At 60.6% G+C, this 24,556-nt stretch carries 20 protein-coding genes and 1 tRNA gene; 9 read left to right on the forward strand and 12 right to left on the reverse strand.

All coding sequences use genetic code 11. From position 1 onward, the window contains the following. Positions 1–4: 4 nt before the first annotated feature. The 8 genes from Q1A32_RS18025 (at position 5) to Q1A32_RS18060 (ending at position 9,832) form a co-directional block, all read left to right on the forward strand. A complete protein-coding gene (locus tag Q1A32_RS18025; RefSeq protein WP_299656257.1) occupies positions 5–1,627 on the forward strand; it encodes a dihydroxyacetone kinase subunit DhaK in 1,623 nt (540 codons plus the stop codon). 4 nt (positions 1,628–1,631) lie between these two features. Next, entirely contained in the window at positions 1,632–2,684 is a 1,053-nt protein-coding gene (locus Q1A32_RS18030; RefSeq protein WP_299656260.1) for a LacI family DNA-binding transcriptional regulator, read from the forward strand. A 22-nt stretch (positions 2,685–2,706) separates the two neighbouring features. Next, positions 2,707–3,762: a sugar phosphate isomerase/epimerase gene (locus Q1A32_RS18035; protein ID WP_299656263.1), complete on the forward strand. Its 1,056-nt coding sequence runs from the start codon at positions 2,707–2,709 to the stop codon at positions 3,760–3,762. Further along, entirely contained in the window at positions 3,762–4,895 is a 1,134-nt protein-coding gene (locus Q1A32_RS18040; RefSeq protein WP_299656266.1) for a Gfo/Idh/MocA family protein, read from the forward strand. The genes Q1A32_RS18035 and Q1A32_RS18040 overlap by 1 nt, the downstream gene beginning before the upstream one ends. A 63-nt stretch (positions 4,896–4,958) precedes the next feature. Beyond that, a tRNA-Gly gene (locus Q1A32_RS18045) sits at positions 4,959–5,032 on the forward strand. A gap of 85 nt (positions 5,033–5,117) precedes the next feature. Beyond that, complete coding sequence (locus Q1A32_RS18050; protein WP_299656269.1) at positions 5,118–6,929, forward strand: ABC transporter transmembrane domain-containing protein; 1,812 nt, start codon at positions 5,118–5,120, stop codon at positions 6,927–6,929. Positions 6,930–7,147: 218 nt separating this feature from the next. Further along, positions 7,148–9,046 carry an acyl-CoA synthetase gene (locus Q1A32_RS18055; protein ID WP_299656272.1) on the forward strand — a complete coding sequence of 633 codons (1,899 nt, stop codon included), beginning with the start codon at positions 7,148–7,150 and terminating at the stop codon, positions 9,044–9,046. 318 nt (positions 9,047–9,364) lie between these two features. After that, positions 9,365–9,832 carry a thioredoxin family protein gene (locus Q1A32_RS18060; RefSeq protein ID WP_299656275.1) on the forward strand — a complete coding sequence of 156 codons (468 nt, stop codon included), beginning with the start codon at positions 9,365–9,367 and terminating at the stop codon, positions 9,830–9,832. On the opposite strand, the gene Q1A32_RS18065 is transcribed toward Q1A32_RS18060, so the two are convergent. From Q1A32_RS18065 to Q1A32_RS18120, 12 genes are all read right to left on the reverse strand, one after another. After that, a complete protein-coding gene (locus Q1A32_RS18065; protein WP_299656278.1) occupies positions 9,833–10,666 on the reverse strand; it encodes an alkaline phosphatase family protein in 834 nt (277 codons plus the stop codon). A gap of 157 nt (positions 10,667–10,823) precedes the next feature. After that, complete coding sequence (locus tag Q1A32_RS18070; RefSeq protein ID WP_299656281.1) at positions 10,824–12,458, reverse strand: ABC transporter ATP-binding protein; 1,635 nt, start codon at positions 12,456–12,458, stop codon at positions 10,824–10,826. 70 nt (positions 12,459–12,528) lie between these two features. After that, positions 12,529–13,347 carry an ABC transporter permease gene (locus Q1A32_RS18075; RefSeq protein WP_299656284.1) on the reverse strand — a complete coding sequence of 273 codons (819 nt, stop codon included), beginning with the start codon at positions 13,345–13,347 and terminating at the stop codon, positions 12,529–12,531. Between the two features lie 12 nt (positions 13,348–13,359). Further along, positions 13,360–14,316: an ABC transporter permease gene (locus tag Q1A32_RS18080; protein ID WP_299615116.1), complete on the reverse strand. Its 957-nt coding sequence runs from the start codon at positions 14,314–14,316 to the stop codon at positions 13,360–13,362. Positions 14,317–14,433: 117 nt separating this feature from the next. After that, complete coding sequence (locus tag Q1A32_RS18085) at positions 14,434–16,026, reverse strand: ABC transporter substrate-binding protein (protein ID WP_299656287.1); 1,593 nt, start codon at positions 16,024–16,026, stop codon at positions 14,434–14,436. Between the two features lie 139 nt (positions 16,027–16,165). Then, on the reverse strand, positions 16,166–18,118 hold the full coding sequence (locus Q1A32_RS18090; RefSeq protein ID WP_299656290.1) for a CocE/NonD family hydrolase: 1,953 nt from the start codon (positions 18,116–18,118) through the stop codon (positions 16,166–16,168). A 151-nt stretch (positions 18,119–18,269) separates the two neighbouring features. Next, positions 18,270–19,370, reverse strand: coding sequence for a DUF4147 domain-containing protein (locus Q1A32_RS18095; protein WP_299656294.1), 1,101 nt, complete (start codon positions 19,368–19,370; stop codon positions 18,270–18,272). Positions 19,371–20,195: 825 nt separating this feature from the next. After that, positions 20,196–20,642: a D-aminoacyl-tRNA deacylase gene (dtd, locus tag Q1A32_RS18100; protein WP_299656297.1), complete on the reverse strand. Its 447-nt coding sequence runs from the start codon at positions 20,640–20,642 to the stop codon at positions 20,196–20,198. Further along, on the reverse strand, positions 20,639–21,310 hold the full coding sequence (locus Q1A32_RS18105) for a nitroreductase (protein ID WP_299656300.1): 672 nt from the start codon (positions 21,308–21,310) through the stop codon (positions 20,639–20,641). The genes dtd and Q1A32_RS18105 overlap by 4 nt, the downstream gene beginning before the upstream one ends. Continuing rightward, positions 21,307–22,428, reverse strand: coding sequence for a TFIIB-type zinc finger domain-containing protein (locus Q1A32_RS18110; RefSeq protein WP_299656303.1), 1,122 nt, complete (start codon positions 22,426–22,428; stop codon positions 21,307–21,309). The genes Q1A32_RS18105 and Q1A32_RS18110 overlap by 4 nt, the downstream gene beginning before the upstream one ends. Then, on the reverse strand, positions 22,425–22,844 hold the full coding sequence (locus tag Q1A32_RS18115) for a hypothetical protein (protein WP_299656306.1): 420 nt from the start codon (positions 22,842–22,844) through the stop codon (positions 22,425–22,427). The genes Q1A32_RS18110 and Q1A32_RS18115 overlap by 4 nt, the downstream gene beginning before the upstream one ends. A gap of 278 nt (positions 22,845–23,122) precedes the next feature. Next, on the reverse strand, positions 23,123–23,359 hold the full coding sequence (locus Q1A32_RS18120; RefSeq protein WP_299656309.1) for an RtcB family protein: 237 nt from the start codon (positions 23,357–23,359) through the stop codon (positions 23,123–23,125). On the opposite strand from Q1A32_RS18120, the gene Q1A32_RS18125 reads away from it, so the two are divergent. Then, positions 23,351–24,526: an RNA repair transcriptional activator RtcR family protein gene (locus Q1A32_RS18125; RefSeq protein WP_299656312.1), complete on the forward strand. Its 1,176-nt coding sequence runs from the start codon at positions 23,351–23,353 to the stop codon at positions 24,524–24,526. The genes Q1A32_RS18120 and Q1A32_RS18125 overlap by 9 nt on opposite strands. Positions 24,527–24,556 lie beyond the last annotated feature (30 nt).

Consider the following 24,556-nt stretch of genomic DNA (forward strand, 5'->3'; position numbering starts at 1 on the left):
TCCCATGGCACAATTCGTGAACGCGAAAGAGGATCTGGTCAAAGAGGCGATCGACGGATTGCTGGCCTGTTCCGGCGGTGCGCTGGCACGGCTCGACGGCTATCCGCATATCAAGGTGGTCTACCGCGCGGATTGGGCCCGTGACCGGGTTGCGCTGATCTCGGGCGGCGGGTCTGGGCACGAACCGGCGCATGCGGGCTTTGTCGGGCCGGGCATGTTGACGGCGGCGGTCTGTGGCGAGGTGTTTGCCTCGCCCTCGGTCGAGGCGGTGCTGGCGGGCATCCTTGCCGTCACGGGCGAGGCGGGGTGCCTGCTGATCGTCAAGAACTATACCGGTGACCGGCTGAACTTTGGCCTGGCCGCGGAACGTGCCCGCGCGTTGGGCCGCAAAGTCGAGATGGTCGTGGTCGATGACGACATTGCGTTGCCCGACTTGCCGCAGCCCCGTGGCGTTGCAGGCACGCTTTTTGTGCACAAGATCGCGGGCGCAATGGCCGAGACTGGCGCGCAGCTGGATGACGTCGCCGAAGTCGCGCGCCGGGTGATCGAAAACGTGGCCTCAATCGGCAAGAGCCTCGATACCTGCACTGTGCCGGGCTCTCCGAAAGAGGCGCGGATACCCGCGGGAAAAGCGGAATTGGGGTTGGGCATTCACGGCGAGCCAGGCGTCGAACAGGTCGATTTCACAGGCGCGTCTCAGGCGATGGACACCGTGCTCGACAAGCTGCGACATCACGCAGGCCGCGGCCCATGCGTCGCGCTGGTCAACAACCTCGGGTCCACCACGCCGCTCGAAATGTCGGTGCTGTGCCATGGTCTGGCCCAGTCCGGGATTGCCAGCCACGTGATTGGTCCTGCGCCGATGATGACATCGCTGGATATGCACGGGTTTTCTGTTTCGCTTTTGCCTGTCGCGGCCGAAGAACTGTCGGCGCTGGCCGCGCCTGTGCCCATGCCAGCCTGGCCCGGGTTGCAAGCGTTGAGCGACGTGTCGATCACCCCTTTGCCCGATGGATTGACCCCGATCGAACCCATCCCATCCGCGAATGCGCAGACCCATCAGATCATCTCGCATGTCGCTGATTTGCTGATCGGGGCGGAGGCAAGCCTGAACGAACTGGACGCGAAATCCGGGGACGGAGATACCGGCAGCACGCTGGCCACGGCAGCGCGAGCGCTCAAGGACCGGCTGGATGCGATGCCGCTGGCCGACCTGACGCAGCTTTTCCCGGCCTTGGGCAACGAACTGAGCCAGACCATGGGCGGTTCGTCCGGCGTGATTTTGGCCATATATTTCAACGCCGCCGGTGATGCCTGCGCCGGGGGCGCCCCGGTGCACAAGGCGCTGTCAGACGGGCTGAAACGGGTCAGTGACGTTGGTGGCGCTCGTGTCGGAGATCGGACCATGATCGATGCGCTTGCGCCAGCGCTTGATGCGATTGGTGACGGCATCGATGCCGCTGCGCGGGCGGCGCGCGCGGGTGCAGACAGCACGGCAGATATTCACCGTGCAAAAGCGGGTCGGGCTGCGTATGTGCCGTCCGAGAATTTGAAGGGCAACAACGATCCTGGTGCCGAGGCGGTCGCGCTGGTCTTTGAAGGATTGGCAAAGGCCATGAAAGGGTAGGCGTTTGAACAAACAGGACACGAAGGCTGGTCTGAAACCGACCGTCAATGACATTGCCCGTGTGGCGGGTGTGTCGCTGGCGACGGTGGACCGTGTCCTGAACGCGCGCCCGGGCGTGCGGTCGGTGACCATTGACAAGGTCAATCAGGCGATTGCCGAACTTGGTTATGTCCGGGACACTGCGGCAGCCAACCTGGCACGGGGCCGTGTCTACAACCTGCTGTTCATCCTACCGGATACCGCCAACGAATTTGTGGTGGCTCTGCGCCATCACGTCACCGAACAGGCCGCAAAGCTGCGGCATCAGCGGACCACGCTGGACACCGTGCGCGTTCCGCCCTTTGACCCCCAGGCGATTGTGCAGACACTGGACGCCGTCGATGCCAGCCAGACCGATGGGATTGCGGTGTTTGGTCCCGAAACGCCGTCCGTGCGTGACGCGGTCAAGCGGGCGCGGGCGCGGGGGATCGTGGTGGTGGCGCTGGTGGCCGATTTGCCCAGTTCAGAACGGGACCACTTTATCGGCGTCGACAATGTTGCTGCGGGCCGCACTGCGGCGCACCTGATGGGGCGCTTTACCCGGCAACGCGGCCGGGTACTGGTCATTACGGGATCACGTCTGGCGCGTGACCACCTGGAGCGGCGCAAGGGGTTCGACGCGGTGATGTCGGCCCAGTTCCCCGAACTGGACGTTGTCGCGTCCATCGAGGGGCGGGATGATCCAGATCTGATCCGCAAGATGTTGCCCGAGGTCTTTGCCGCCTATCCCGATCTGTGCGGCATCTATTCGTCGGCGGCGGGCAATCCGGGGCTGATCCGGTATCTTAGTGAAACCCCGCATCCCGGCCTTGTGGTGATCGCGCACGAGTTGACGCCCACATCGCGCACGGCGTTGGAGAGCGGCGTGTTTGATGCCATCATCTCGCAGGACACCGGGCATCTGGTGCGCTCTGCGGTTCGGTTGATGAAGGCGACTGCCGACCGGCAGCCCATCGATCACACGCAGGAACGCATTCGCATCGATATCTATTTGAAGGAAAACATGCCCAAGGTTTGAGGGCGTGGAGGGAGGAGACATCATGAAGACCATCAAGGGCCCGGCGCTGTTTCTGGCGCAGTTCGCGGGTGATGACGCGCCGTTCAACTCGTGGGACGCGATCACCAAATGGGCGGCCGATTGCGGTTACAAGGGCGTGCAGGTGCCCAGTTGGGACGGGCGGCTCTTTGATCTGGCGCAGGCGGCAGAGAGCAAGGACTACTGCGATACGTTCAAGGGGCAGGCGGCGGAGAACGGCGTTGAGGTGACCGAGTTGTCGACCCACCTGCAGGGGCAGTTGGTGGCGGTGCACCCGGCCTATGACGCGGCGTTTGACGGCTTCGCCGCCGAAGAGGTGCGCGGCAATCCCAAGGCACGGCAGGAATGGGCTGTGGATCAGGTCAAAAAGGCAATCTCCGCCTCGGCCAATATGGGCATCGGCGCGCACGCGACTTTCTCGGGTGCGCTGGCGTGGCCTTATGTGTACCCATGGCCACAGCGGCCCGCGGGGCTGGTGGAAACCGCGTTTGACGAGTTGGCGGCGCGTTGGCGACCCATTCTGGATCATGCAGAGGAAAACGGCGTCGACATCTGCTATGAGATCCATCCGGGCGAGGACCTGCATGATGGCGTTACATTCGAGATGTTCCTCGAGCGAGTGGACAACCACCCACGCTGCAACATGCTCTATGATCCCAGCCACTACGTGCTGCAATGCCTTGATTACCTGGACAATATCGACATCTACCGCGATCGCATCCGCATGTTCCACGTCAAGGATGCGGAGTTCAATCCGACAGGTCGGCAAGGTGTCTATTCCGGCTATCAAAGCTGGGTGGATCGCGCCGGTCGTTTCCGGTCCTTGGGCGATGGCCAGGTCGATTTTGCGGCAGTGTTTTCCAAGATGGCAGCGAATGATTTTGACGGGTGGGCTGTGGTCGAATGGGAATGTTGTCTGAAACATCCCGAGGACGGCGCGCGGGAAGGGGCACAATTTGTGTCGGATCACATCATCCGCGTGACCGAACGCGCCTTTGATGACTTTGCCGATGGCGGCACGGACGAAGCCTCTAACCGAAAAATGCTGGGGATTGACTGATGGCGGACCGTATCAAACTTGGCATGGTGGGCGGCGGCAATGACGCCTTTATTGGCGGGGTGCACCGTATTGCCAGCCGCATTGATGATCGGTTTGAGTTGGTGGCGGGGGCGCTGAGTTCGACGCCTGAGAAGTCGCAGGCCAGTGGCGCGGCTTTGGGGTTGGCCCGCGTCTATGATGACTACAAACAGATGGCGCAACGCGAGGCGCGGCGGAAAGACGGCATTGATGCCGTCAGCATCGTGACGCCGAACCATGTGCACTATGCCGCCGCGCGCGAGTTTCTGAAGCGTGGCATTCACGTGATCTGCGACAAGCCGCTGACGTCGACGCTGGCCGATGCCAAGAAGTTGGTGAAGGCGGCCGAGGACAGTGAGGCGCTGTTTATCCTGACGCATAACTACACCGGCTATCCGATGGTGCGGCAGGCACGCGAGATGATTGCGAACGGCGATATCGGGAACATTCGCGTGGTGCAGGTGGAATACCCGCAGGACTGGCTGACGGTTGAGCAGGATTTCAAACAGGCCGAATGGCGGACCGATCCCGCGCGCTCAGGCGCAGGCGGGTCTACCGGGGATATCGGCACGCATGCGTTTAACCTTGCCTGCTTTGTCACGGGGTTGGAGGTCGAAAGTTTGGCCGCTGACCTTGAGGCGTTCGTGCCGGGGCGGCAGGTTGATGACAACGGCCATGTCATGCTGCGCTTTGACGGCGGTGCCAAGGGGATGCTGTGGTGCAGCCAAGTGGCGCCCGGTAATGAGAATGCGCTGCGCATCCGTGTCTATGGCGACAAGGGCGGGTTGGAATGGGCGCAGGAAGACCCGAACTATCTGTGGCACACGCCGTTTGGAGAGCCTAAGCGCCTGATCACCCGTAATGGTGGTGGAGCAGGGGATGCGGCGGCGCGTGTGTCCCGTATTCCACCGGGCCACCCAGAGGGATATCTGGAAGGATTCGCCAACATCTATACCGAAGCCGCAACGGCCATCGCCGCCGTGAAAGCGGGGGAGCCTGTGCCGTCCGAGGTGATCTACCCCACCATCCATGACGGGTTGAAAGGCGTGCAGTTTGTGTCGGCCTGCGTCAAATCCTCGGCCCGCAATGCGGCGTGGGTGAAGCTCGATCACTGACAGAACGGGGTGCGGGGCGACTTGACCCGCCCCGGCCCTTGGCATATCCCATTCCCCGGAGCTGCGGGCGTTGTGTAGTGGTAAGACCTTAGCCTTCCAAGCTAATGACGCGGGTTCGATTCCCGCCGCCCGCTCCAAACCTTTCCTCCGTGCCATGCTGTCCACTTGACCTTACGCGCGCGGTACGGGCATGTGCGGGGTGCAAAAACCGCCGGAGACCGCATGGCCGACCAGATGCCCGCCCCAGTGCCGCCCAACGCTGGCACGCAAGAGCGCGAAAAATCCAAAAAGATTGGTGCGTTGCGCGCACTATGGCCGTTTGTCCTGCCCTATTGGAAGCTGATGCTGGCGGCTATTGCGGCCCTTGTATCGACAGCCATGGTCTCGCTTGCCTTGCCCTTGGCGGTGCGGCGCGTGGTGGACAATTTCAATACCGAACAGTCCGAGATACTTGACCTGTATTTCCTCGCGGCGATTGGCATCGCCGGGCTTTTGGCGATCGGCACAGCGTTGCGGTATATGCTGGTCACCCGTTTGGGCGAACGGGTCGTGGCCGATATACGCAAAGCGGTGTTCGACCGTGTGATCGGCATGTCGCCCAGTTTCTACGAAAACATCATGACGGGCGAGGTGCTGAGCCGGATCACCACCGATACCACGCTGATTCTGAGCGTCATCGGGTCCTCCATCTCAATCGCGCTGCGCAATGTCCTGATCTTCATCGGCGGTCTGATTCTGATGCTGCTGACATCGGCCAAATTGACGGGGCTGGTCCTGTTGATCGTGCCAGCAGTCATTGTGCCGATCCTCGTGCTGGGTCGCCGTTTGCGTGTGCTGAGCCGGGAAAATCAGGACTGGATTGCAGCGTCTTCGGGGAAGGCGTCCGAACAGTTGAGTTCGGTCCAGACGGTCCAGGCATTTACCCACGAAGCGGCCAGCCGTGAGATGTTCTCGGACGTAACTGAAGAAAGCTTTGGCTCGGCCAAGCGGCGGATCACCACACGGGCGCTGATGACGGCCATCGTGATTTTTCTGGTCTTTGTTGGCATCGTTGGGGTGCTGTGGATCGGCGCGAATGACGTGCGGGCGGACCTGATGACCATGGGTGCACTGATCCAGTTCGTGATCTATGCAGTGATGGTGGCCGGGGGCGTGGCCGCCCTGTCCGAGATCATTGGCGAATTGCAGCGTGCTGCAGGGGCGACCGAGCGTCTGGTGGAGTTGCTGCAGACGGAAGATACGGTGCAGGACATCTCTCAACCCGCCCAGCTTGTGGCCCCCGTCAAAGGCCATATCACATTTCAGGACGTCCGTTTTGCCTATCCTGCCCGGCCTGCAATCAACGCCTTGGACGGGGTCAGTATCGATATCCAGCCAGGTGAAACTGTAGCCTTTGTTGGTCCCTCGGGTGCAGGTAAGACCACCATTATTCAGATGCTTCTGCGGTTCTATGATCCGCAGGAAGGGCGTATCCTGCTGGACGGCACGGATGTGGCGCAAATGGCGCGCGAGGCATTCCGCCAACATATCGCCCTGGTGCCGCAAGACCCGATTATTTTTGCAGCCTCGGCTATGGAAAACATCGCGTTTGGTCGTCCTGACGCATCCAGGGCCGAGGTCGAGGCTGCAGCGAAGGCAGCGGCGGCGCACGACTTCATTACCTCCCTGCCCAACGGGTATGACAGTCCGCTGGGCGAACGCGGTGTGATGCTGTCGGGTGGGCAAAAGCAACGGATCGCCATTGCGCGCGCGATCTTGCGGGATGCACCTGTGCTGCTGCTGGACGAGGCGACAAGTGCGCTGGATGCGGAAAGCGAACGTGCGGTGCAAGAGGCCGTCGACCGGCTTGCCGAAGGCCGCACAACCCTGATCGTTGCGCACCGTCTGGCGACAGTCAAAAAGGCGGATCGCATCGTGGTGCTGGATCAGGGGCGTGTCGTGGCGCAAGGCCCGCATCACCAACTGGTGGCAGAGGACGGGCTGTACGCAAGGCTCGCCCGCTTGCAGTTCACCGATGGGGTGGCTGCCGAGTAACCGCCGCGACTGCAGGGCAGGGCGTATCGGCAAACTGCTTGTGCCGTGTTGCCCTTGTGTCGACCGATTGTGACCTAAGGTCATTTGTTTTGACGCCGCGTCCGCGCCCGGCGGTCGCCCTTGCCATGCTTGATCATTGCGGCATTCCACCGCATCTTGTCATGCGAGGGATCATTGCGCCGCACACAAAAATATTGGGCGCTTCAGGGAGGATGACCATGCCATTTGCCGGGATCGCGGACCGCGACGCCATTCAGAACGAGATGCCCTGGGAAGAGCGCGACGTCGCAAAAACCCTGTTCGGTATGTTGACCGCAACAGCCGAAAAACACCCAAATCACAACGCGGTCAGCTATCAGATTTTCTCTGATCCAAAGTCGAAGGCTGAAACTCTGACATGGTCGCAGATGCGGGACCGCACGGCGCAATGCGCCAACATGCTGCGAAAGCATGGCATCGGCCCGACGGACGTTGTCGCCTATATTCTTCCCAACGCGACGGAGACGGTTGTGGCCTTGTTGGGCGGTGCGACGGCGGGGATCGTGAACCCGATCAACCCGCTTCTGGACGCCGAACAGATTGGTGCGATCCTGCGTGAAACGGGTGCCAAGGCCGTCATCACATTGCGCGCCTTTCCCAAGACGGATGTGGCGGAAAAGACGACCGAGGCGGTCAAGCTGGCGCCCAACGTCAAGACTGTGTTCGAGGTGGATTTGCTGGGCCATGTGTCGGGCCTCAAATCGTTCATCATCCCGCTGATCCGTCCAAAGTTCGACAAGGCACCGGGCGTGACCTACCTGAATTTCAATGCAGAATGCGCAAAAGAGCCCAACACCCTGCAGTTCGAGGATGTGCAGGAAGACCGCATTGCCTGCTACTTCCACACAGGTGGTACGACGGGCATGCCAAAGGTCGCGCAGCACAAGTATTCGGGCATGGTGTACAATGGCTGGGTCGGGGCCACCGTTTTGCTGAGCGCCGAGGATAACATACTGGCACCGTTGCCACTTTTCCATGTCATGGCGGCACATGTGCTGTTGATGGGAGCCGTTGCATCCGGTGCACACTGCATCTTCCCCACGCCGCAAGGATACCGGGGTGAGGGTGTGTTCGACAACATCTGGAAGCTGACAGAGCGGTGGAAGATCACCTTCATTGCATCCGTTCCAACGGCCATCGCTGCCATGATGCAGCGGCCCATTGATGCCGATATCAGCACTGTGAAATCCACCTTCTCAGGCTCGGCGCCGCTGCCGCAGGAGCTGTTCAAGCGGTACGAGACGGCGGCGGGCGTGGACATTGTCGAAGGTTACGGCATGACAGAGGCGACCTGCCTTGTGTCGGGCAACCCCATCGACGGCGAAAAGAAAATCGGGTCTGTGGGCATTCCGTTTCCGTACACGGATGTGAAAATTTACAAGGGCACGCCCGAGGGGCCGGTTGAGGCGGCTGTAGACGAGATCGGTGAGATATGTGTGAGCAACCCGGGCGTCTGGGCGGGCAACACCTATACCGAGGCCGACAAGAATAAGGACCTGTATTACAACGAAAAATACCTGCGCACGGGCGATCTGGGCCGGATCGATGCGGACGGATATGTCTGGATCACGGGGCGCGCCAAGGACCTGATCATTCGCGGTGGTCACAACATCGATCCGGCCGAGATTGAAGAGGCGTTGCTGGGTCACGAGGCGGTGTCGTTTGCGGGTGCGATTGGTCAGCCGGACAAGCACTCGGGGGAGATCCCGTGCGCGTATGTTGAACTTGTGGATGGTGCGAATGTCACGCCGGACGAGTTGCTCGCGTTCTGCAAGGAACACGTGCATGAGCGCGCGGCGCAGCCCAAGCACATGACCATCATGGACGAGCTGCCGAAGACCGCAGTGGGCAAAATTTTCAAACCGGACCTGCGCAAAGAGGCGATCACCCGCATCTACAATGCGGCGTTGACCGACGCTGGATTGAAGGCGCAAGTGGTGTCCGTGACCGAGGACAAGAAGCGCGGATTGGTGGCTCAGGTTGCAGCCAATGGTGACGGCGAGACGGCGATCCAGACGGTTCTAGGCGACTTTGTTCGGCCTTGGGAAATGGCGTCAGCGGCGATGGCCGCGGAATAACTTTGACGCTCTGTACGGTGCGGATTGAGATAAAGGAAGGCGCGGAACTGCAAAGTTGGCCGCGCCTTCTGCACATCTTGGGGTCGGGAACCTTGTCCGGTTTCGGGTTGGTTTTGGCCAAGTGCATTGTTCGGGACGCAAACTGCGCATTTTGACCCTTTGGGCAGGATGTACTGGCTGTTTTCCAACGGACCATCTCTAGCCTTCGGGAGGGCGAATATGCGTGGTGGTCCTTGTGTCCTACCATGACACAGACGTGACCCATGCTTGAACCAATGATGCGCTATCTGTCCTTCAAGCGAAGATGTGAGGGACACCATGCCGAAATCCAAAAAACGTGTGAAAGCGATTGCGGCGCAGCCTAAGTCCACCCCCATGTCGCGCCGGTACGTTCTAGGCGGCGGGGCTGTGGCCTCGGCCGTTGCGCTGGGTGGCGGGGTCTGGGGGCTAAGTTCCTTTCGCACCTATGCGTCTGAGCATGATTTGAGCCGGGTCGGAAATGGCGATCTGGCGATTGTGCAAATCCACGATCCGCAATGCCCGACCTGCACCGCGTTGCAAAAGCAGACGCGCAGGGCGCTGCGCGACTTTGACGATTGCGGGCTGTCTTATCTGGTCGCAGACATCAATACGGATGAGGGTGCGGCCTTTGCTCGCCGGTTTAATGCGCCGAATGTGACGCTGTTGCTGTTCGATGGGCAAGGGGCGTTACAGCGCCGGGTGCAGGGGATGCAGCAAGCCTCGGCCTTGGCAGGGGTATTCGCGGCGCACAAAGCCACCGCTTGATCAACTTAGGAACGGTTTAGCTTTCATGGTTTCAGGTATGTCGGCGCCAAGCCGGGTGAGGATCGTGGGGGCCAGTTGCAACTGGTCAATGACTGTGGCCTCGTCGGCCCCATTGGCGTCCCCGAAGTAATAAAGCGCTGTTTCCTGCTGCAGCGCGCCGCGCCCACCGTGGTGGCCGCGATCGTCCTGTCCGTGGTCCGCTGTCACGATCACGTCGTAGCCCATGTCCCGCCAGCGCGGGATGAACGGGGCGAGCATTTCGTCCATCACGAAACAGGCGTGGTCCATTTCCTGGCTCTCGTGGAAAAAGCGATGCCCCATGCTGTCGAGCGTGCAGGTGTGCAGCATGCCGTAGCTGAGGTCGAACCGCGCACAAAGGTTGGTCAGTGTGCCGAACAGGTCCACGTCCGAGGGCGTCATCTGGTTGTTGGCCCCGTAGCCCGTCATCGTGTGAAAGCGGCCGTGATTGATCGTTGTGCTGTCCGGTTCATCATATTCGATGTCACGGACAAAATCGAACGGGTGGCGGTTGAAGAATTCCGACCAGAAGGAGTGGGCCACGGCCCCTGTGGTGCCACCGGCCTTGCGAACCTGTCCAAAGACGTCCGGGTGGGTCAGGCGGAAGACGTTGCCGTTGCCGGTGCAGCCATGCTCGGCTGGCGTCACGCCCGTGTGGATCGAAGCGTAGCAGGAGGCGGAGATCGACGGGATCACGGCGCGGTGCGTCCATGTTTGCGCGTCGCCGCTGTCCACCCAGCCTTCGAGATTGCCAAAGAGACGGCGGAAGTTTCTGAGCGGCACGCCGTCGAGGATGATGAGGAGAAGCTTGGTCATGGGGCTGATGTCCGTTTGGGTGAGGATACCCTAGGCATTCGCGCCCGTTTGGGCGAGCCTGCAGTTTCGCAACCGGGGTTTTGGAGTTGGCCGACGGGTCGGACGCGCTTTGCCTTTGGCAAAGGCGCCCCGCCCGCCGTCCCATGGGCGTTGGCCCTCAGTTCCCGGCGCTTTCCATCTTGCGATTGGCGATCACGTCTTCGAGCCAGCCGAGTTTCATTTCCGGCACGGAGCTGAGCAGCAGGTCGGTGTAGTCGTCATAGGGAGGGGTCAGCACTTCGGACTTGGTGCCGTAGCGTTGCACGCGGCCCTGGTACATCACCGCGATGCTGTCCGAGATCGCTTTGACCGTGGCCAGATCGTGCGTGATGAAGAGATAGGCGACGTCTTCGATCTTTTGCAGGTTCAGGAGCAGCTTGAGGATGCCGTCAGCGACCAGCGGGTCGAGGGCGGATGTGACCTCATCGCAGATGATGAGTTTCGGTTTGGCGGCGAGCGCACGGGCGATGCAGACGCGCTGCTTCTGGCCGCCGGAAAGCTCTGCCGGGTAGCGGTCCTGAAAGCCTGTGCCAAGCTCGATCTCGTCCAGCAGCTCCTGGATGCGTTTCTGTTTCTCGGCCCCTTTGAGGCCGAAGTAGAATTCCAGCGGGCGCCCGATGATCGTACCCACGGTCTGGCGCGGGTTCATGGCCGTGTCTGCCATTTGGTAGATCATCTGGAGTTCGCGCAGGTCTTCCAGTGAGCGGCTGGGCTGGTCTGGGGTGAGGGTGCGCCCGGCGAAGGTGATCTTGCCATCGCGTGGGGGCAGGAGGCCGGTGATCACGCGGGCGAGGGTGGATTTCCCGGAGCCGGATTCACCCACTACGGCCAGCGTCTGGCCGGGGCTGATGTCGACGCTGACGTCGTGCAGGACGTCGAAATTGGTGCCTTTGTAGCGCGCGGTGATGTTTTTGACCCGCAGCACCGGTTCGGTGGGCTGTTTTTCTGCGTGTTCGATCGAGCGGACCGAAACGAGGGCCTGCGTGTACTCTTCCTGCGGGTTGTTGATGATCTGATCGGTGGTGCCGTATTCGACCATTTGCCCCATGCGCAGCACCATGATGTGGTCGCTGACCTGCGCCACCACGGCAAGGTCGTGGGTAATGTAGAGCGCAGCGACACCGGTGTCGCGGATGGCGTCCTTGATCGCTTTGAGGACGTCGATTTGTGTTGTCACATCAAGCGCTGTGGTGGGTTCGTCAAACACCACGAGGTCAGGTTCGGGGCAGAGCGCCAGCGCCGTCATGCAGCGTTGCAGCTGCCCACCCGAGACCTGATGGGGGTAGCGGTTGCCGATGGTGTCGGGGTCGGGCAGCCCCAGCTTGGTGAACAGCTCAACGGCGCGCTTCTGCGCCTCTTGCTTGGTGAATTTGCCCTGACCCACGGCGGCTTCGATCACTTGTTCCATGATCTGCTTTGCCGGGTTGAAGGAGGCGGCCGCCGACTGGCTGACATAGGTTACCTCGGCACCGCGCAGGTTGCGGATGTCCTTGAGCGGGGCTTGGCGCACGTCGCGGCCATTCACTTCGACCGTGCCACCCGTCAGGGTCACTCCGCCGCGCCCGTAGGCCATTGTGGCAAGCCCGATGGTGGATTTGCCGGCACCGGATTCACCGATCAGCCCAAGCACCTTGCCGGGTTCGACGTCGAAGTCGACGCCGTGCACGATTTCGATGTCATGCGGTTTTTCACCCGGTGGGTAGACGGTGGCACCGATTTTGAGGCCGCGGACTTTCAGGAGAGGTGTGGTCATGGTTGGATATCCCCGGGGGCGCTGCCCCCGGACCCCCGGAGTTTATTTGGCAAGATGAAATGGGATCTGGTCATCCGCGGCCCCCTTTGAGTGAGGTGGTGCGGTTGAGGATCCAGTCAGCAATCAGGTTCACGCTGATGGCCAGTGTGGCAATGGCGACGGCCGGGTAGAGGGCGGCGCCGATGCCGAAGTTGATCCCTTCCTTGTTCTCTTTCACGATGCCGCCCCAATCTGCGAGCGGGGGTTGCACGCCGATGCCCAGGAACGACAGCGTCGAGATGAAGAGCACCATGAAGATGAAACGCAGACCCATTTCGGCGACCAGTGGCGAGAGCGCGTTGGGCAGGATTTCGCGGAATATGATCCATCCGAGTTTTTCGCCGCGCAGGCGGGCGGCTTCCACATAGTCCATGACCGAGATGTCGACCGCGACGGCCCGAGCGAGCCGGTAGACGCGGGTTGAGTCGAGCAGGCCCATGATGACGATCAGAGTGACCACTGTCGCCTCGATGCTGCTGAGGATCACAAGCGCGAGGATCAGGGATGGGATCGACATGAAGAGGTCGACAAGGCGGCTCATCACCTGGTCGATCCAGCCGCCCGACACGGCGGCGATGAAGCCCAGCACCGAGCCGGTGGTGAAGCTGAGGATCGTGGCGGCGGTGGCGATGAAGATCGTCGTTTGCCCGCCAAAGATCATGCGTGTGAGCAGGTCACGCCCGATCTGGTCGGTGCCAAGCCAGAACTGGGCGGAGGACGGCTCCCACACGTCGCCAACGGTTTCGGCCATGCCGTAGGGGGCAATCCACGAGGCGAAGATGGCCGCGAGGAAGTAGGTGCCGGTGATGATCAGGCCGATGGCGGCGGAGAGGGGAATGTTCTTGAGCATGGGTCCTCTCCCTTACTTCGGGTGGCGGAGACGCGGGTTAGCCAGAATGGACACCACGTCAGCGACGATGTTGAGAAGGATGTAGACGGCGGCAAAGATGACTCCGCAGGCGAGCACCACCGGCACGTCGCGTTTGACCACAGCGTCCACAAGGTATTGGCCCATGCCGGGATAGGCGAAGACCACCTCGACCACGACGACGCCCACAACAAGATAGGCGAGGTTGATCATCACCACGTTCACGATGGGCGCGATGGCGTTTGGAAAGGCGTGGCGGTAGATGACCTTGAACGTCGTCAGGCCCTTCAATTCAGCCGTTTCGATATAGGCCGATTGCATCACGTTCAGGATGGCCGCGCGCGTCATACGCATCATATGTGCCAGCACCACCATGGTCAGCACGGCCACGGGCAGTGAGATGGCGTGCAGTTGATCGAGAAGCGGCATGCCGGGCGAAACGGACGCGAAGGACGGGGCCCAAAAGAGTTTCACCGCGAAGAAGAACACCAGAATGTAGGCGATCATGAACTCGGGCAGCGAGATGGAGGCGAGCGTGATGCCGGAGATCAGCTTGTCCGGCCAGCGGTTCTGGTAACGGACGGCGATCAGGCCAAGCAGGATCGCCAGAGGGACCGAGATGATGGCGGCCCAGAAGGCGAGGAACAGCGTGGACGACATGCGCCGGGCGATCTGGTCCCCGATAGGCAGCTTGTTGGTCAGTGCGGTGCCCATGTCGCCGGTCAGGATGCCACCGAGCCATTCGAAATAGCGGGTGATGGCAGGCCGGTCGAGGCCCATTTCTGCGCGCAGGTTGGCAAGGTTTTCTTCGGTGGCTGCCTGACCAAGGATCGCCTGCGCCGCGTCGCCGGGCAGGATTTCAGTCAGGCCAAAAATCAGCGCCGACGCGGCCAGAAGCAACAACAGGCCAAGGCCCAGACGTTGTAGAACGAGTATGAGAATAGGGTGCATGTGTTGTGTCAGTCCTGGTGGCACAGGCGCGGCGCGGGAAAGCGACAGCGCGGTGCGGACTCTGGGTCGCCAAAAGAAAAACCGCGCCCGGATGAGCCGGGCGCGGTGTCAGAAGCGTTATGCTTTCCAGGTGTATTTACCGGTTTTCCAGTACATCTGGGGACCGTTCGGGTTCGGCTCCCATCCTTGGATCTTGGTCGAGACCGCGTCCACGAAGTCGTTGAACATGGGCACCATCAGGCCGCCCTCTTCGTTCAGCATGCGGCCCATGTTGGAGTAGATTTCCTTGCGCTTGGCCTCATCAATCTCGGCGCGCGCTTCGAGCAGCATGGCGTCAAACTCGGGCCGTTTCCAGCGTGTGTCGTTCCAGTCGGCGCTGGACAGGTAGGCCGTCGTGTACATCTGGTCCTGCACGGGACGACCGCCCCAGTACGAGCAGCAGAAGGGTTGTACGTTCCAAACTTCGGACCAGTAGCCGTCATTGGGTTCGCGCTTGATTTCAAGCGGGATACCTGCGGCTTGTGCCGACTGCTGGAACAGCGCGGCGGCGTCGACGGCACCGGGGAAGGCGCCATCTGCGGTGCGCAGGATGATGGGTGAGCCATCGTGGCCTGACTTCTTGTAATGTTCGGCCGCTTTTTCCAGATCGAACTCGCGTTGCGGGATCGTATCGTCAAAGAGCGGATAGGCCGCATTGATCGGCATGTCATTCCCGATGGAGCCGTAGCCCTGCAGGATCTTGTCGACCATTTCCTGACGGTTCAGCGCATGCTTCAGAGCCAGTCGCAGTTCGTTTTCGTCAAACGGAGCGGTGTCGGTGTGCATGATGAACACATAGTGGCCGCGCCCTTGGGTCGACAGCACGTTGATTGTGGGTGCGCGGTCCAGCAGCTTGGCGATTTTGGGTTCGACACGGTTGATCGCATCTACTTGGCCTGACTGCAGCGCCGCTGTCCGGGCGGTTGCATCGTTGAGCACGATGATCTCGACCTGGTCGTAATGTGCGACCACGGATTGGTCGCCTTCCCAATAGTCGGGACGGCGCGCGAACACCATGCGCACGCCCGGCTCATCGCTTTCCAGCGTGTAAGGACCGGTGCCGATGGCTGCTGCGGGGGCATCAAAGCCACCACCGGGTTGGATGATGAGGTGGTAGTCGGCCATCAGGTAGGGTAGGTCGGCGTTGCCAACGCCCAGTGTGACTTCGAACACGTCGCCATCGACGCGCATGCTTTCAATGCCTTGCACAATACCGAGCGCACCCGATTTCGAGTCTTCGTTCGAATGCCGTTCCATCGTTTTCATGACGTCTTCGGCAGTGACGGCGGTGCCGTTCGAGAAGTTGACCCCGCTGCGGATCTTGAAGCGCCAGACGGTCGCATCGTCCGATCCTTCCCAGCTGTCCGCGACCAACCCCTTGAGGGTACCGTCTGAGTTCAACTCGACCAGCGGTTCACCCCATAGGAAGCCACCCGCGAGTGGCACATCGGATGCCCATGACGCGGGATCCTGGCTGTTGGTGGATTCACCGCCCTGAATGCCCATCTTGAACGTGCCGCCCGCGACGGGGGCTGCTTTCGCTTCGGCTGGCAGCAATGCGGTCGCAACAGCGGCGGCCACGCCCAGTGCGGCCGCGCGGCTCATGAATTCGCGACGTGTCATCTTGCCTGCCGCCACCTTGGCGGACAGGTGTTCCAGTTCTCTTGACATAAGTGTCTCCCGGTTGGTCCCTCGCGCCTTTGTGGCGCGTTTTTTGTTTGCGCGGTCAGGGTACCCATTTGATACCCCCCCGCAAGGGCTAATCCCCAAAACATGGCGGCTTTGTGAGCGTGAAGGGTGGTTTGTGGGCCTACAAAAGCGTACGCGCAACGCTGTCTGTCACTGTGCGATCATGGATCAGTGTGCCATTTTCGTAGGTTTCCAGCGTCGAGCTGAGGTGAAAATGGGTGGCATCCGACCACATCTCGCAGCACGCCTCGGTTCGCAATTTGATGTCGTCGCGCTCAATCTCGTCCGTCCAATGGCAGGTACCGCGCGCGCTCAGTGGGTCGTCCGGGTGGATGTCCCAGCGTTCGCGTGCAATTGAGCCGTGGATGAGCCCATGGTCCAGATCACGGACCTTGCCAAAGTCATCTTCGATCACCAGCGATGTGACCCCAGTCACCATGTCCGTTTCCTGACGCCTGATGTAGTTCTCCGGACGCAATTCCTCTGTTTGCCACGGCGGAGCCGCATCTGGTTCAGGAAAGGTCCATCCGCTGGCATCCGTGAGCGCATCGACAGACAACAGGCCCGCGTGAAGGGTCAGAGTGGTCACTTGCGGCGACGGCCAGATCAGCGGCCAGTAGGCGGTTGAAATTGATAAACGCAGGTGGTGCCCCGCTGGAACAGTGTAGGCAATGTGATCAAGTGCGAGCTTGATCGTTTCATTTTGCCCCGGTTCGAGCGCGCGCTCGAGGTGGTTGGCGAGGTTCAGAACGCCATAAGTGATGCGGGTCGAAGCCCCGTCGGGATGCACGTGGTTCAGCCGCACGGCCATCTGGGCGACGGGTCTATCCGCGCAGAGTGTGAGGTCGAGTACAGGTGCGCCGGTGATGGCCAGATCGTCTTCAAGCGCGTCAGTGTCGAAGGTGACGCTGAGTGCATCGTCGCTGCGCTGATCGCCGGGCAATTCCGGGCCAAGCCAAATGGCGCAGTATTCCCCAGCATCCGCACCTGTATTCTGGGGCGAAGACACCTTGCGGTGCAGTCCTTCCGGGTCTGCCGTGAGCCCGGTGTTTGACAGGTGCCAATGCCGCACTTCACTTTTCGCGTCGGCCAACCAGCGCCCGGGGCGGTCGGTGTACCACGTTGCCGGGCGCACCCCATCCATCAAATAGATCCGCAGCGCTGGGTCCTCTTCGACGCCAGTGTCTTCGTCCTTCAGCCAGCGATCCCACCAGCGCAGCGCCTCTTGCAGGAAGCCGATGCGCGGCTCGGGCACAGCGAAATGCGGATACTTGTGGACCCATGGCCCGATAATGCCCTTGGCGCCGGGGAGGTTGTCCACGATTTGCGGGACCGCATTCTTGTAGGCATCTCCCCACCCCCCGACAGCCAGCACCTTTGCCTTGATCTTGTCGTAGCTTTCGCAGATCGACCCGTGCTTCCAATACGCATCACGGCTTTGATGACGCAGCCATGTCGACGGCAAGAAGGGTTCGTTGTTCAACCGCTCCAGCCACATCTCGCGCCAATCGTCGCGCAGGGCGGGGTCAGGCGCGCGACTGGAATAGCTCCACATCGTGGCACCCCAGCCGAGGTTCTCGTTCAGCAGACAGCCGCCCTTGTAATGAATGTCATCGGCGAACCGATCGACCGTCGAACACAGTGTGATGACCGCTTTGAGCGGCTCTGGTGCCATCGCGGCCACCTGAAGTCCGTTGAAGCCGCCCCAGCTGATCCCCATCATCCCGACATTGCCATTGCACCAAGGCTGCGCGGCAGCCCAATTGATCACCTCGACTGCGTCGTCGAGTTCTTGCTGCGTGTATTCGTCTGCCATCAGCCCGTGGCTGTCGCCATTGCCGCGCATATCGACACGCAGGCAGGCATATCCACGCTGCGCGAAATAGGGATGGGTCAACGCATCACGGGCACATGTGCCGTCGCGTTTGCGGTAGGGCAGGTATTCGAGGATCACCGGAACGGGCGCATTGTCTGCATCGGCCGGTTTCCAGATACGGGCGGAAAGGCGGGTTCCGTCGCGAAGGACAATGCCAACATCCGGAAGCTCTTCTATGTCTCGCAGGGTGTTTTTCATGTGCGCACGGTGGTCAGTGTAGGGACATGATGTCAAGCTGGGGAAGGACGCCAGCCGCCTCGCGCTTGCGCTCGCCGACCGCCTATCGCTGACATCCTTTGCAACAGGGTACGCCGGCCACGGTTCACGCTCTTAGGTAACTTCTGCTGAGCTATGACTTATGAGCGATGAGCAGGTCCATGACGTTTGTGCCAGTCGGCCCTGTCACCACCAATGCGCCCCGGTCTTTCAGCCATGGATATGAATCGGCATGGGCCAGCGCATCTGCGCCACTTTTGTCCCATGTCCGTCCATCTACAATGGCTCCGGCGGCATCCGTGGACCCGTCTGTTCCGTCCGTGCCTGCCACCAGGATGCGGAGGCCCTCCGTGCCTGCGATCTCGCGGGCCAGAGCCAACCCAAGCGCCATGTTGCGGCCGCCTTGCCCCGGGTTCTTGGGCAGATGAACGACAGGCTCTCCACCAAAAATGTGCAGGCCAGGGGCCGCATCCCGCAGCATGTGACCCAATTGTGGGGCAAGCTCGGCCACGTCGGCATAGAGTGTTTCGCTGTTGGTCCGGACAGGGACAGGGCTTGCTGCTGCGACTGCATCGCGGGCGATTGCGTTGCTGGCGATGATCCTTGCATCGAAGCTGAACGTAAAATCGTCTGGCGCGTTTCCGACACCAGAGCCGATGGTGCCAAGGTTGTCACCCTCCACATCCGACAGGGCCAATGTAGTGACACGCGCCCCTTTGAACCAGGACAGCAATTTGCCTCCCTTGATCTGTGACCGCGTTGTGCGGTGGGTGTTCATCTCTCTGATCGGTGCGCCAGAGGCCAACAGCGCTTGGGTTTCGGCCTTGAGCGCGTCCAATGACATGCCGGGCGCCGGGACTTCGGCAAGGGAGGATGCGCCACCTGACACAAGCATCAGCAAATGACAGCTTGATTGACAGCCATCCACTACATCCATCAAAGCCTGACCCGCTTTGACAGAGGCGGCATCTGGAACCGGATGCGCGGCCTCGATGACGTGCGCATGCGCAGGCGCACCTGCCGCGTGGTGATATTTGGTTACGATCAGACAGGGCACGTCGGGCCACTTACGGGTGGCGGCGGCAGCCATTGCGGTTGCCGCTTTTCCAACCGCTATTATTCGGTCCGGTGTTGGGACATCACCTACGCAAATGGTACGCCAGACCGCGACGTCGCCTCCAACGGCGTCAACACCGGCTTGCCAAAGTGCAAGAATATCAAGGTCATGTGGCATGTGAGTGGCCTTTTTGTTTGCGCATTTTGAGTGAGGTCCAACACATAATCTATCCTGAACCGTTGCGAATTGTGAGCGTCATTCCAAAGGAAGCAAGCCCGGAAAACACAATCGCGTAGCAGCGCCGATACAACGAGTGGTCAGCGTGGCGAAATACGATCTCCGGCGCGTTGAATGAACGGTATTGCATCAAAGCGGTCAGAAGCGAAATGGCAATAGATTTTGTCGTCAGCGAAGGTATGGGCGCATTGCAGCGTGGAAGCGTGCCAACGGAGGGCGCTACGATGGGTACGCTCACAGGTGGCCGGCACGCTTTGTTAAATCCGAGGCACTCCTTGGTCATAAAGCACCTCAAACTTCTGTAAAATATCAATAATCTCTTCCGGTCTATGTCGTTTTATTTCAGTCTTTGATCCACCGACTCCTGACAAAAAGAGCGGGTCAATCTAGTGTAGAGGATCAGAGGTGCGCGCGCCCAAGCACATTGAAGGCACCCGCCCAGAACAGGAGGAAAGTCTAGGGCGAATTGAATGAGATTATGCGATTTGATGGGGCTCTCCAGAGTGTGGTGAAACGGATCTCGGCGGATAAGTCTAAGCACAAACGCAAGCAGGATGGCGATTTGCGTTACAGAATAACGGTGCTTGTGAGCATGCCTTCAATGAAAGAACAGCGGAGGTTCATCCCGGCCCGCCCTGGCAGACAGGCCTAGGTGGAATTGCACACCGGATCGAACAGTCTGATGAAGCATCCAATGAAGCCGTTTTGCGAGTCGCATGGGGTGTCTCGCGAACCCTGAGGCGGGAGATTTTTCGTACGAAAAATCTAGGCCGCGTCCGTGTCCAGCCAGAGTGTGACAGGGCCATCGTTCGTAAGGGTCACGGCCATGTCCGCACCGAATTTGCCTGTCTCCGTCGCGACACCAAGGTCTTGCAAGGCTTTTGCGAAATGCAGGTAGAGCCGTTCCGCCTCGTCCGGTTTCGCTGCCCCGGAAAACCCCGGGCGATTGCCGCGTGAAGTATCTGCGGCAAGGGTGAACTGGCTGACCACCAGTGCACTGCCGTCCGTTTGCAGGATCGACAGGTTCATCTTGCCTGCGTCATCCTTGAAAAGGCGCAGCTTTGACACCTTGGTCGCAAGGGCGTTGGCCGTGTCAGGCGTATCGCCCGGCATGGCGCAGATCAGGATCAGGAGGCCCGGACCGCACTGCCCGACGATCTGTCCGTCAACGGACACTGACGCCTCTGTCACCCGCTGCAAAAGTGCTCTCAATCCTTCCACTCCAAGACGTTCTGCACCTTCTCACGATCCGTGCGGAACTGATTTGCCGGATGATCTGAATCGGCATAGCCAAAGGAGATGGCGCAGAGGATGTTGCGGTCGTCTTCTATGTCGAAATGGTCGTGGACGAAGGGGCCTTGGGCCGCAATGGCGGCCTGCGGAATCGTTGATACGCCTAGCGCTTGGGCGGCCAGACAGAAGGCTGTTACAAAGCCGCCCGTGTCCATAGCCCCATAAGGCCCCAACACCTTGGGACTTGTAACGATGGCCACATGAGGCGCGCCGAACAGGCGGTAGTTTTCCATCATCTGCTGGGCTGATGCGGCGCGGTCGCCTTTTTCTATGCCCACAGCGTCATACAACTGAAAACCGCAGGCACGGCGGCGGTCCCCGTAGATGCCCGGGTAGCCTTCTGGCCATGGCATGTCGGGTGTTGGGGGCATGGACATGGCGGCGGCGTAAAGGGCGTCGCGAAAGCGGTCGGTTTCCACACCTGCTGTCACGATCAACTGCCACGGCTGTGCATTGCACCAGCTGGGCACCTTCTGCGCGGCGGCAATGATCCGTTCCACAATTGCACGCGGCACAGGGTCAGGGCGGAACGCACGGCAGGAAAAGCGGGCCGACAGGATCGCATCGAGAGTGTCGTAGTCTGTCACTGCTGCATCGCCACGACGAAGCCCACGGCGCCAGCCAAGATCAGGCCGACAAGCACGGCGATGGCGATTTTGCCCGCTGACCATGGTCGTTCACCCTGCACTCGGCCTGTGCGTCCGTTGACAACAAAACGGTAGGTTTCGCCCCGGTATTTGTAGGGGGCCAACCAGACCGGCAGCAGCACATGTTTGAAGGTGATCGCGCCGAGCTTGGTGTTGACGGAATGGATGCGCTGGCGATCCCCGCCGATGTCGAACTTCACGTCGCGGGCGATGATGCGGTCCATGTGCGCGCGCGCCTCTTCGAACCCTTCTTCCAATTCGACCGCGTACCCTTCGGCACGGAAACCGGCCAGAAATTCAGGCGTGTAGGGTTCAAGCGAACTCAGGTCCCAAGGTTCAAGCGCATCTGTGAACCGCTTGGGCAACGACTTCGAGGCCAGCACCAGCACATCGTCAAAGAACCGGGCGACCTTGCCCCGAGTGCGCCGCCACCGGACTTTGGCCACACGCACCTGTTGGCGTTTGCCGTCGCGCATGACCGTCTGGGTCTCGTGGTACACCGTACCCCGCTCGCCGGTATAGGCGCTGCGGGTGTCCGCATCAAAGGTCCAGTAGGGAACGTAAATGCCCTGCATCGTACGCCCCTTGCGGGCGTAGTCCTGCAACCCGTTGGGGGCGAACCACAAGCTGCCAAGCCAGTCCGTCATGGCCTTGCGCGCTTGCGCTTCTGTCATGGCAAACGGCAGAACACCCCGGGGTTTGATGTGTCTGTGCGCGCCGGTGTCGGTGACAACCGGTGTTGCGCAGAACGGGCATTCGGTCGCGTGGATGTCGGCGTCAAATTCAACCTGTGCCGCGCAATTGGGGCACTTGGAAACGCGGGTTTCCTCGATCTCGGCCTCTGGCAGGTCGGCGGTGAGGGCTGCGCGGTAGTCCAGTTCGGCAATCGGTGCGACTGCACGTGGGGCGTCGCTGTCCATCGCTGCCGTATTGCCGCAATGGTCACACACCAATTGCCCCGCGCCGGGATCAAATCGAAAATCAGCTCCGCAATTGTCACAGGGAAACCTGTGGTCTGCTTGCGGCGCCGGGCGGGTCAGGTCGGGCAGGTCACTCATAACACACTATGCATGGACTTGGGCGTGATCCGGCGCAAGGCCCCGTCTCCGAGTGCCGTGTGTCGCCACAGGTGAAAGATGGCATGCAAGGACGAAGCGGACAAAAGGTAGAAGTGCAGATTGACCAGCGGGGGGCCGGACCATTCCCCACCTGCAAGCTGCCAGCCTGTGACCAAAGCCACAAAGCCCAAGGCCACATACATCGCGCGGCTCAACCACGGATGTGCCGCTCGCAGTGTTCCTTCGAGTTTCGGGCCGGGGCCACTCATCAGTCCGCGCACGGCGGCCACCGCGCACATCAGAAGGCTGCTAAGAACGAAGGCCCAGCCGATAGCCGGGATCGGGCCACCTGCCACCAGAAGGATCAACAAAACAAAGCTGAGCCAATGTAGGCTGATCGTGGCAGTGCGGCGCATGTGCTCTCTGGGCTATTGGGTGGACTACGCTAACGTAGTGGCGTTGCATGGCATTGACCACATCGAAAGGCGGTGCTCTTGTGTCCAGCGCGCTATTTGTGCCGGGTATTCCGACAAGGCGGGAAAATGCAGTCGGCCGCACGGTCCGGTTGGCGATGCTGAATGCGTCATTCCGCATTTATTCCTGGATCGCTTGACTGATTTTGGTGATGTGAACAGCGTTGGACAGCAAACGGAATTGATCGGCCCGACTGAAGCCAGCCGGGCCGGTCAATTGTTTACCTGCGCCCTTTGGGCCTGCGGGTGAACCGAGGCATTTCACCTGCCATGATACAGCCGTAAGGGTCGATCCAATCGACAATCTCGGCCAGATCAAACGCTTCGATCTGTTCTGCGACCGCTTTGGCGGGCTTGTAGCTTGACGGCAGTTCGGAGGCATCGACCTTTCCCGCGTGAAAACGGATATCGAGCCCTGCTGTTTCGCCGATCAATGCCTCCTGCTCGGTTTGATCCAAACCGGACCACCGCGTGGCGAAGAGTCCAAAGGCACATTCGACCTGATCGATCTGGACCTCAGCCGCTATGACGCTCTTCAGAAACGGTTTGACCAGCAATCACGGGAATATGGTGACTTGCTGAAAGGCGGGATCGAGACCCGAAACGCGCCCTACCATGCTCTGATCGATCGGATAGAACAGGTCGCTGGGTTATCTGATGCACCGATCCTTCTGCAGGGTGAATCCGGCACAGGAAAGTCTGAACTTGCGCAGCGCATCTACGAGTTGAAGTTGCAGAGGCGTCGCGTCAAAAGGCGGCTGGTGCAGGTCAATTGTGCAACGCTGCGCGGCGGGTCAGCCCTTGCGACCCTGTTTGGGCAAAGACGCAGCTACACCGGACAACCCGGCACCGAACGCGCGGGCCTGTTGCGCGAAGCTGATGGTGGTGTCCTGTTTCTGGATGACATCGACGAGTTGGGGCTGGAGGAGCAAGCCCTTCTTTTGCACGCAATCGAGGCGGGCCGATACTACCCTCTGGGATCGGATTCAGAAGTCACAAGCCGGTTTCAGGTCATTGCAGGTGCCAGTCAGGATCTGATGAAGCTTGCGTCGAACGGCACATTCCGCATCGATCTTTTGTCGCGTCTCAACCTTTGGACATTTCGTCTTCCGCCGTTGCGTGATCGACCTGAGGACCTCGAGGCCAACCTGCGTTTTGAATTGGCGCGCGCCGAGAAGGCGCTTGGCACGCGCGTTGGCTTCAATGCCGACGCAGCAGAGGCTTGGCTGCGGTTTGCGAAGGCGCCGTCGACCCTATGGCCCGGTAATTTCCGTGACTTCAGCGGCGCCATCCTGCGGCTTTGCACCCTTGCCCCGCGCGGGCGGATCACGCGCGCGCAGGTCGCGGACGAGATTGCAACACTGGAACGTCGATGGCGCGCCGCCGATGGTGATGCGGATGGTAAGCTGGTTGCAGAATTCGTAAACACGCGACTCGATCCGTTCGACATTGCGCAGCTTGCTCAGACCATTCGAACCTGCCGGAGTTCGAGCTCACTCAGCGACGCTGGAAGAAAGCTGTTTGCCGTATCCCGCGAAGATCGCAAAACCCGGAACGATTCCGGCAGGTTGCGGAAATACCTGTCAAAGTTCGACCTCTCCTGGAATGACATCAGTACACGCTAAGGGTCATTCCGACCTGAGGCACCGCCAAGC

The sequence above is a fragment of the uncultured Tateyamaria sp. genome, assembly GCF_947503415.1.
Lineage (GTDB): Bacteria > Pseudomonadota > Alphaproteobacteria > Rhodobacterales > Rhodobacteraceae > Tateyamaria.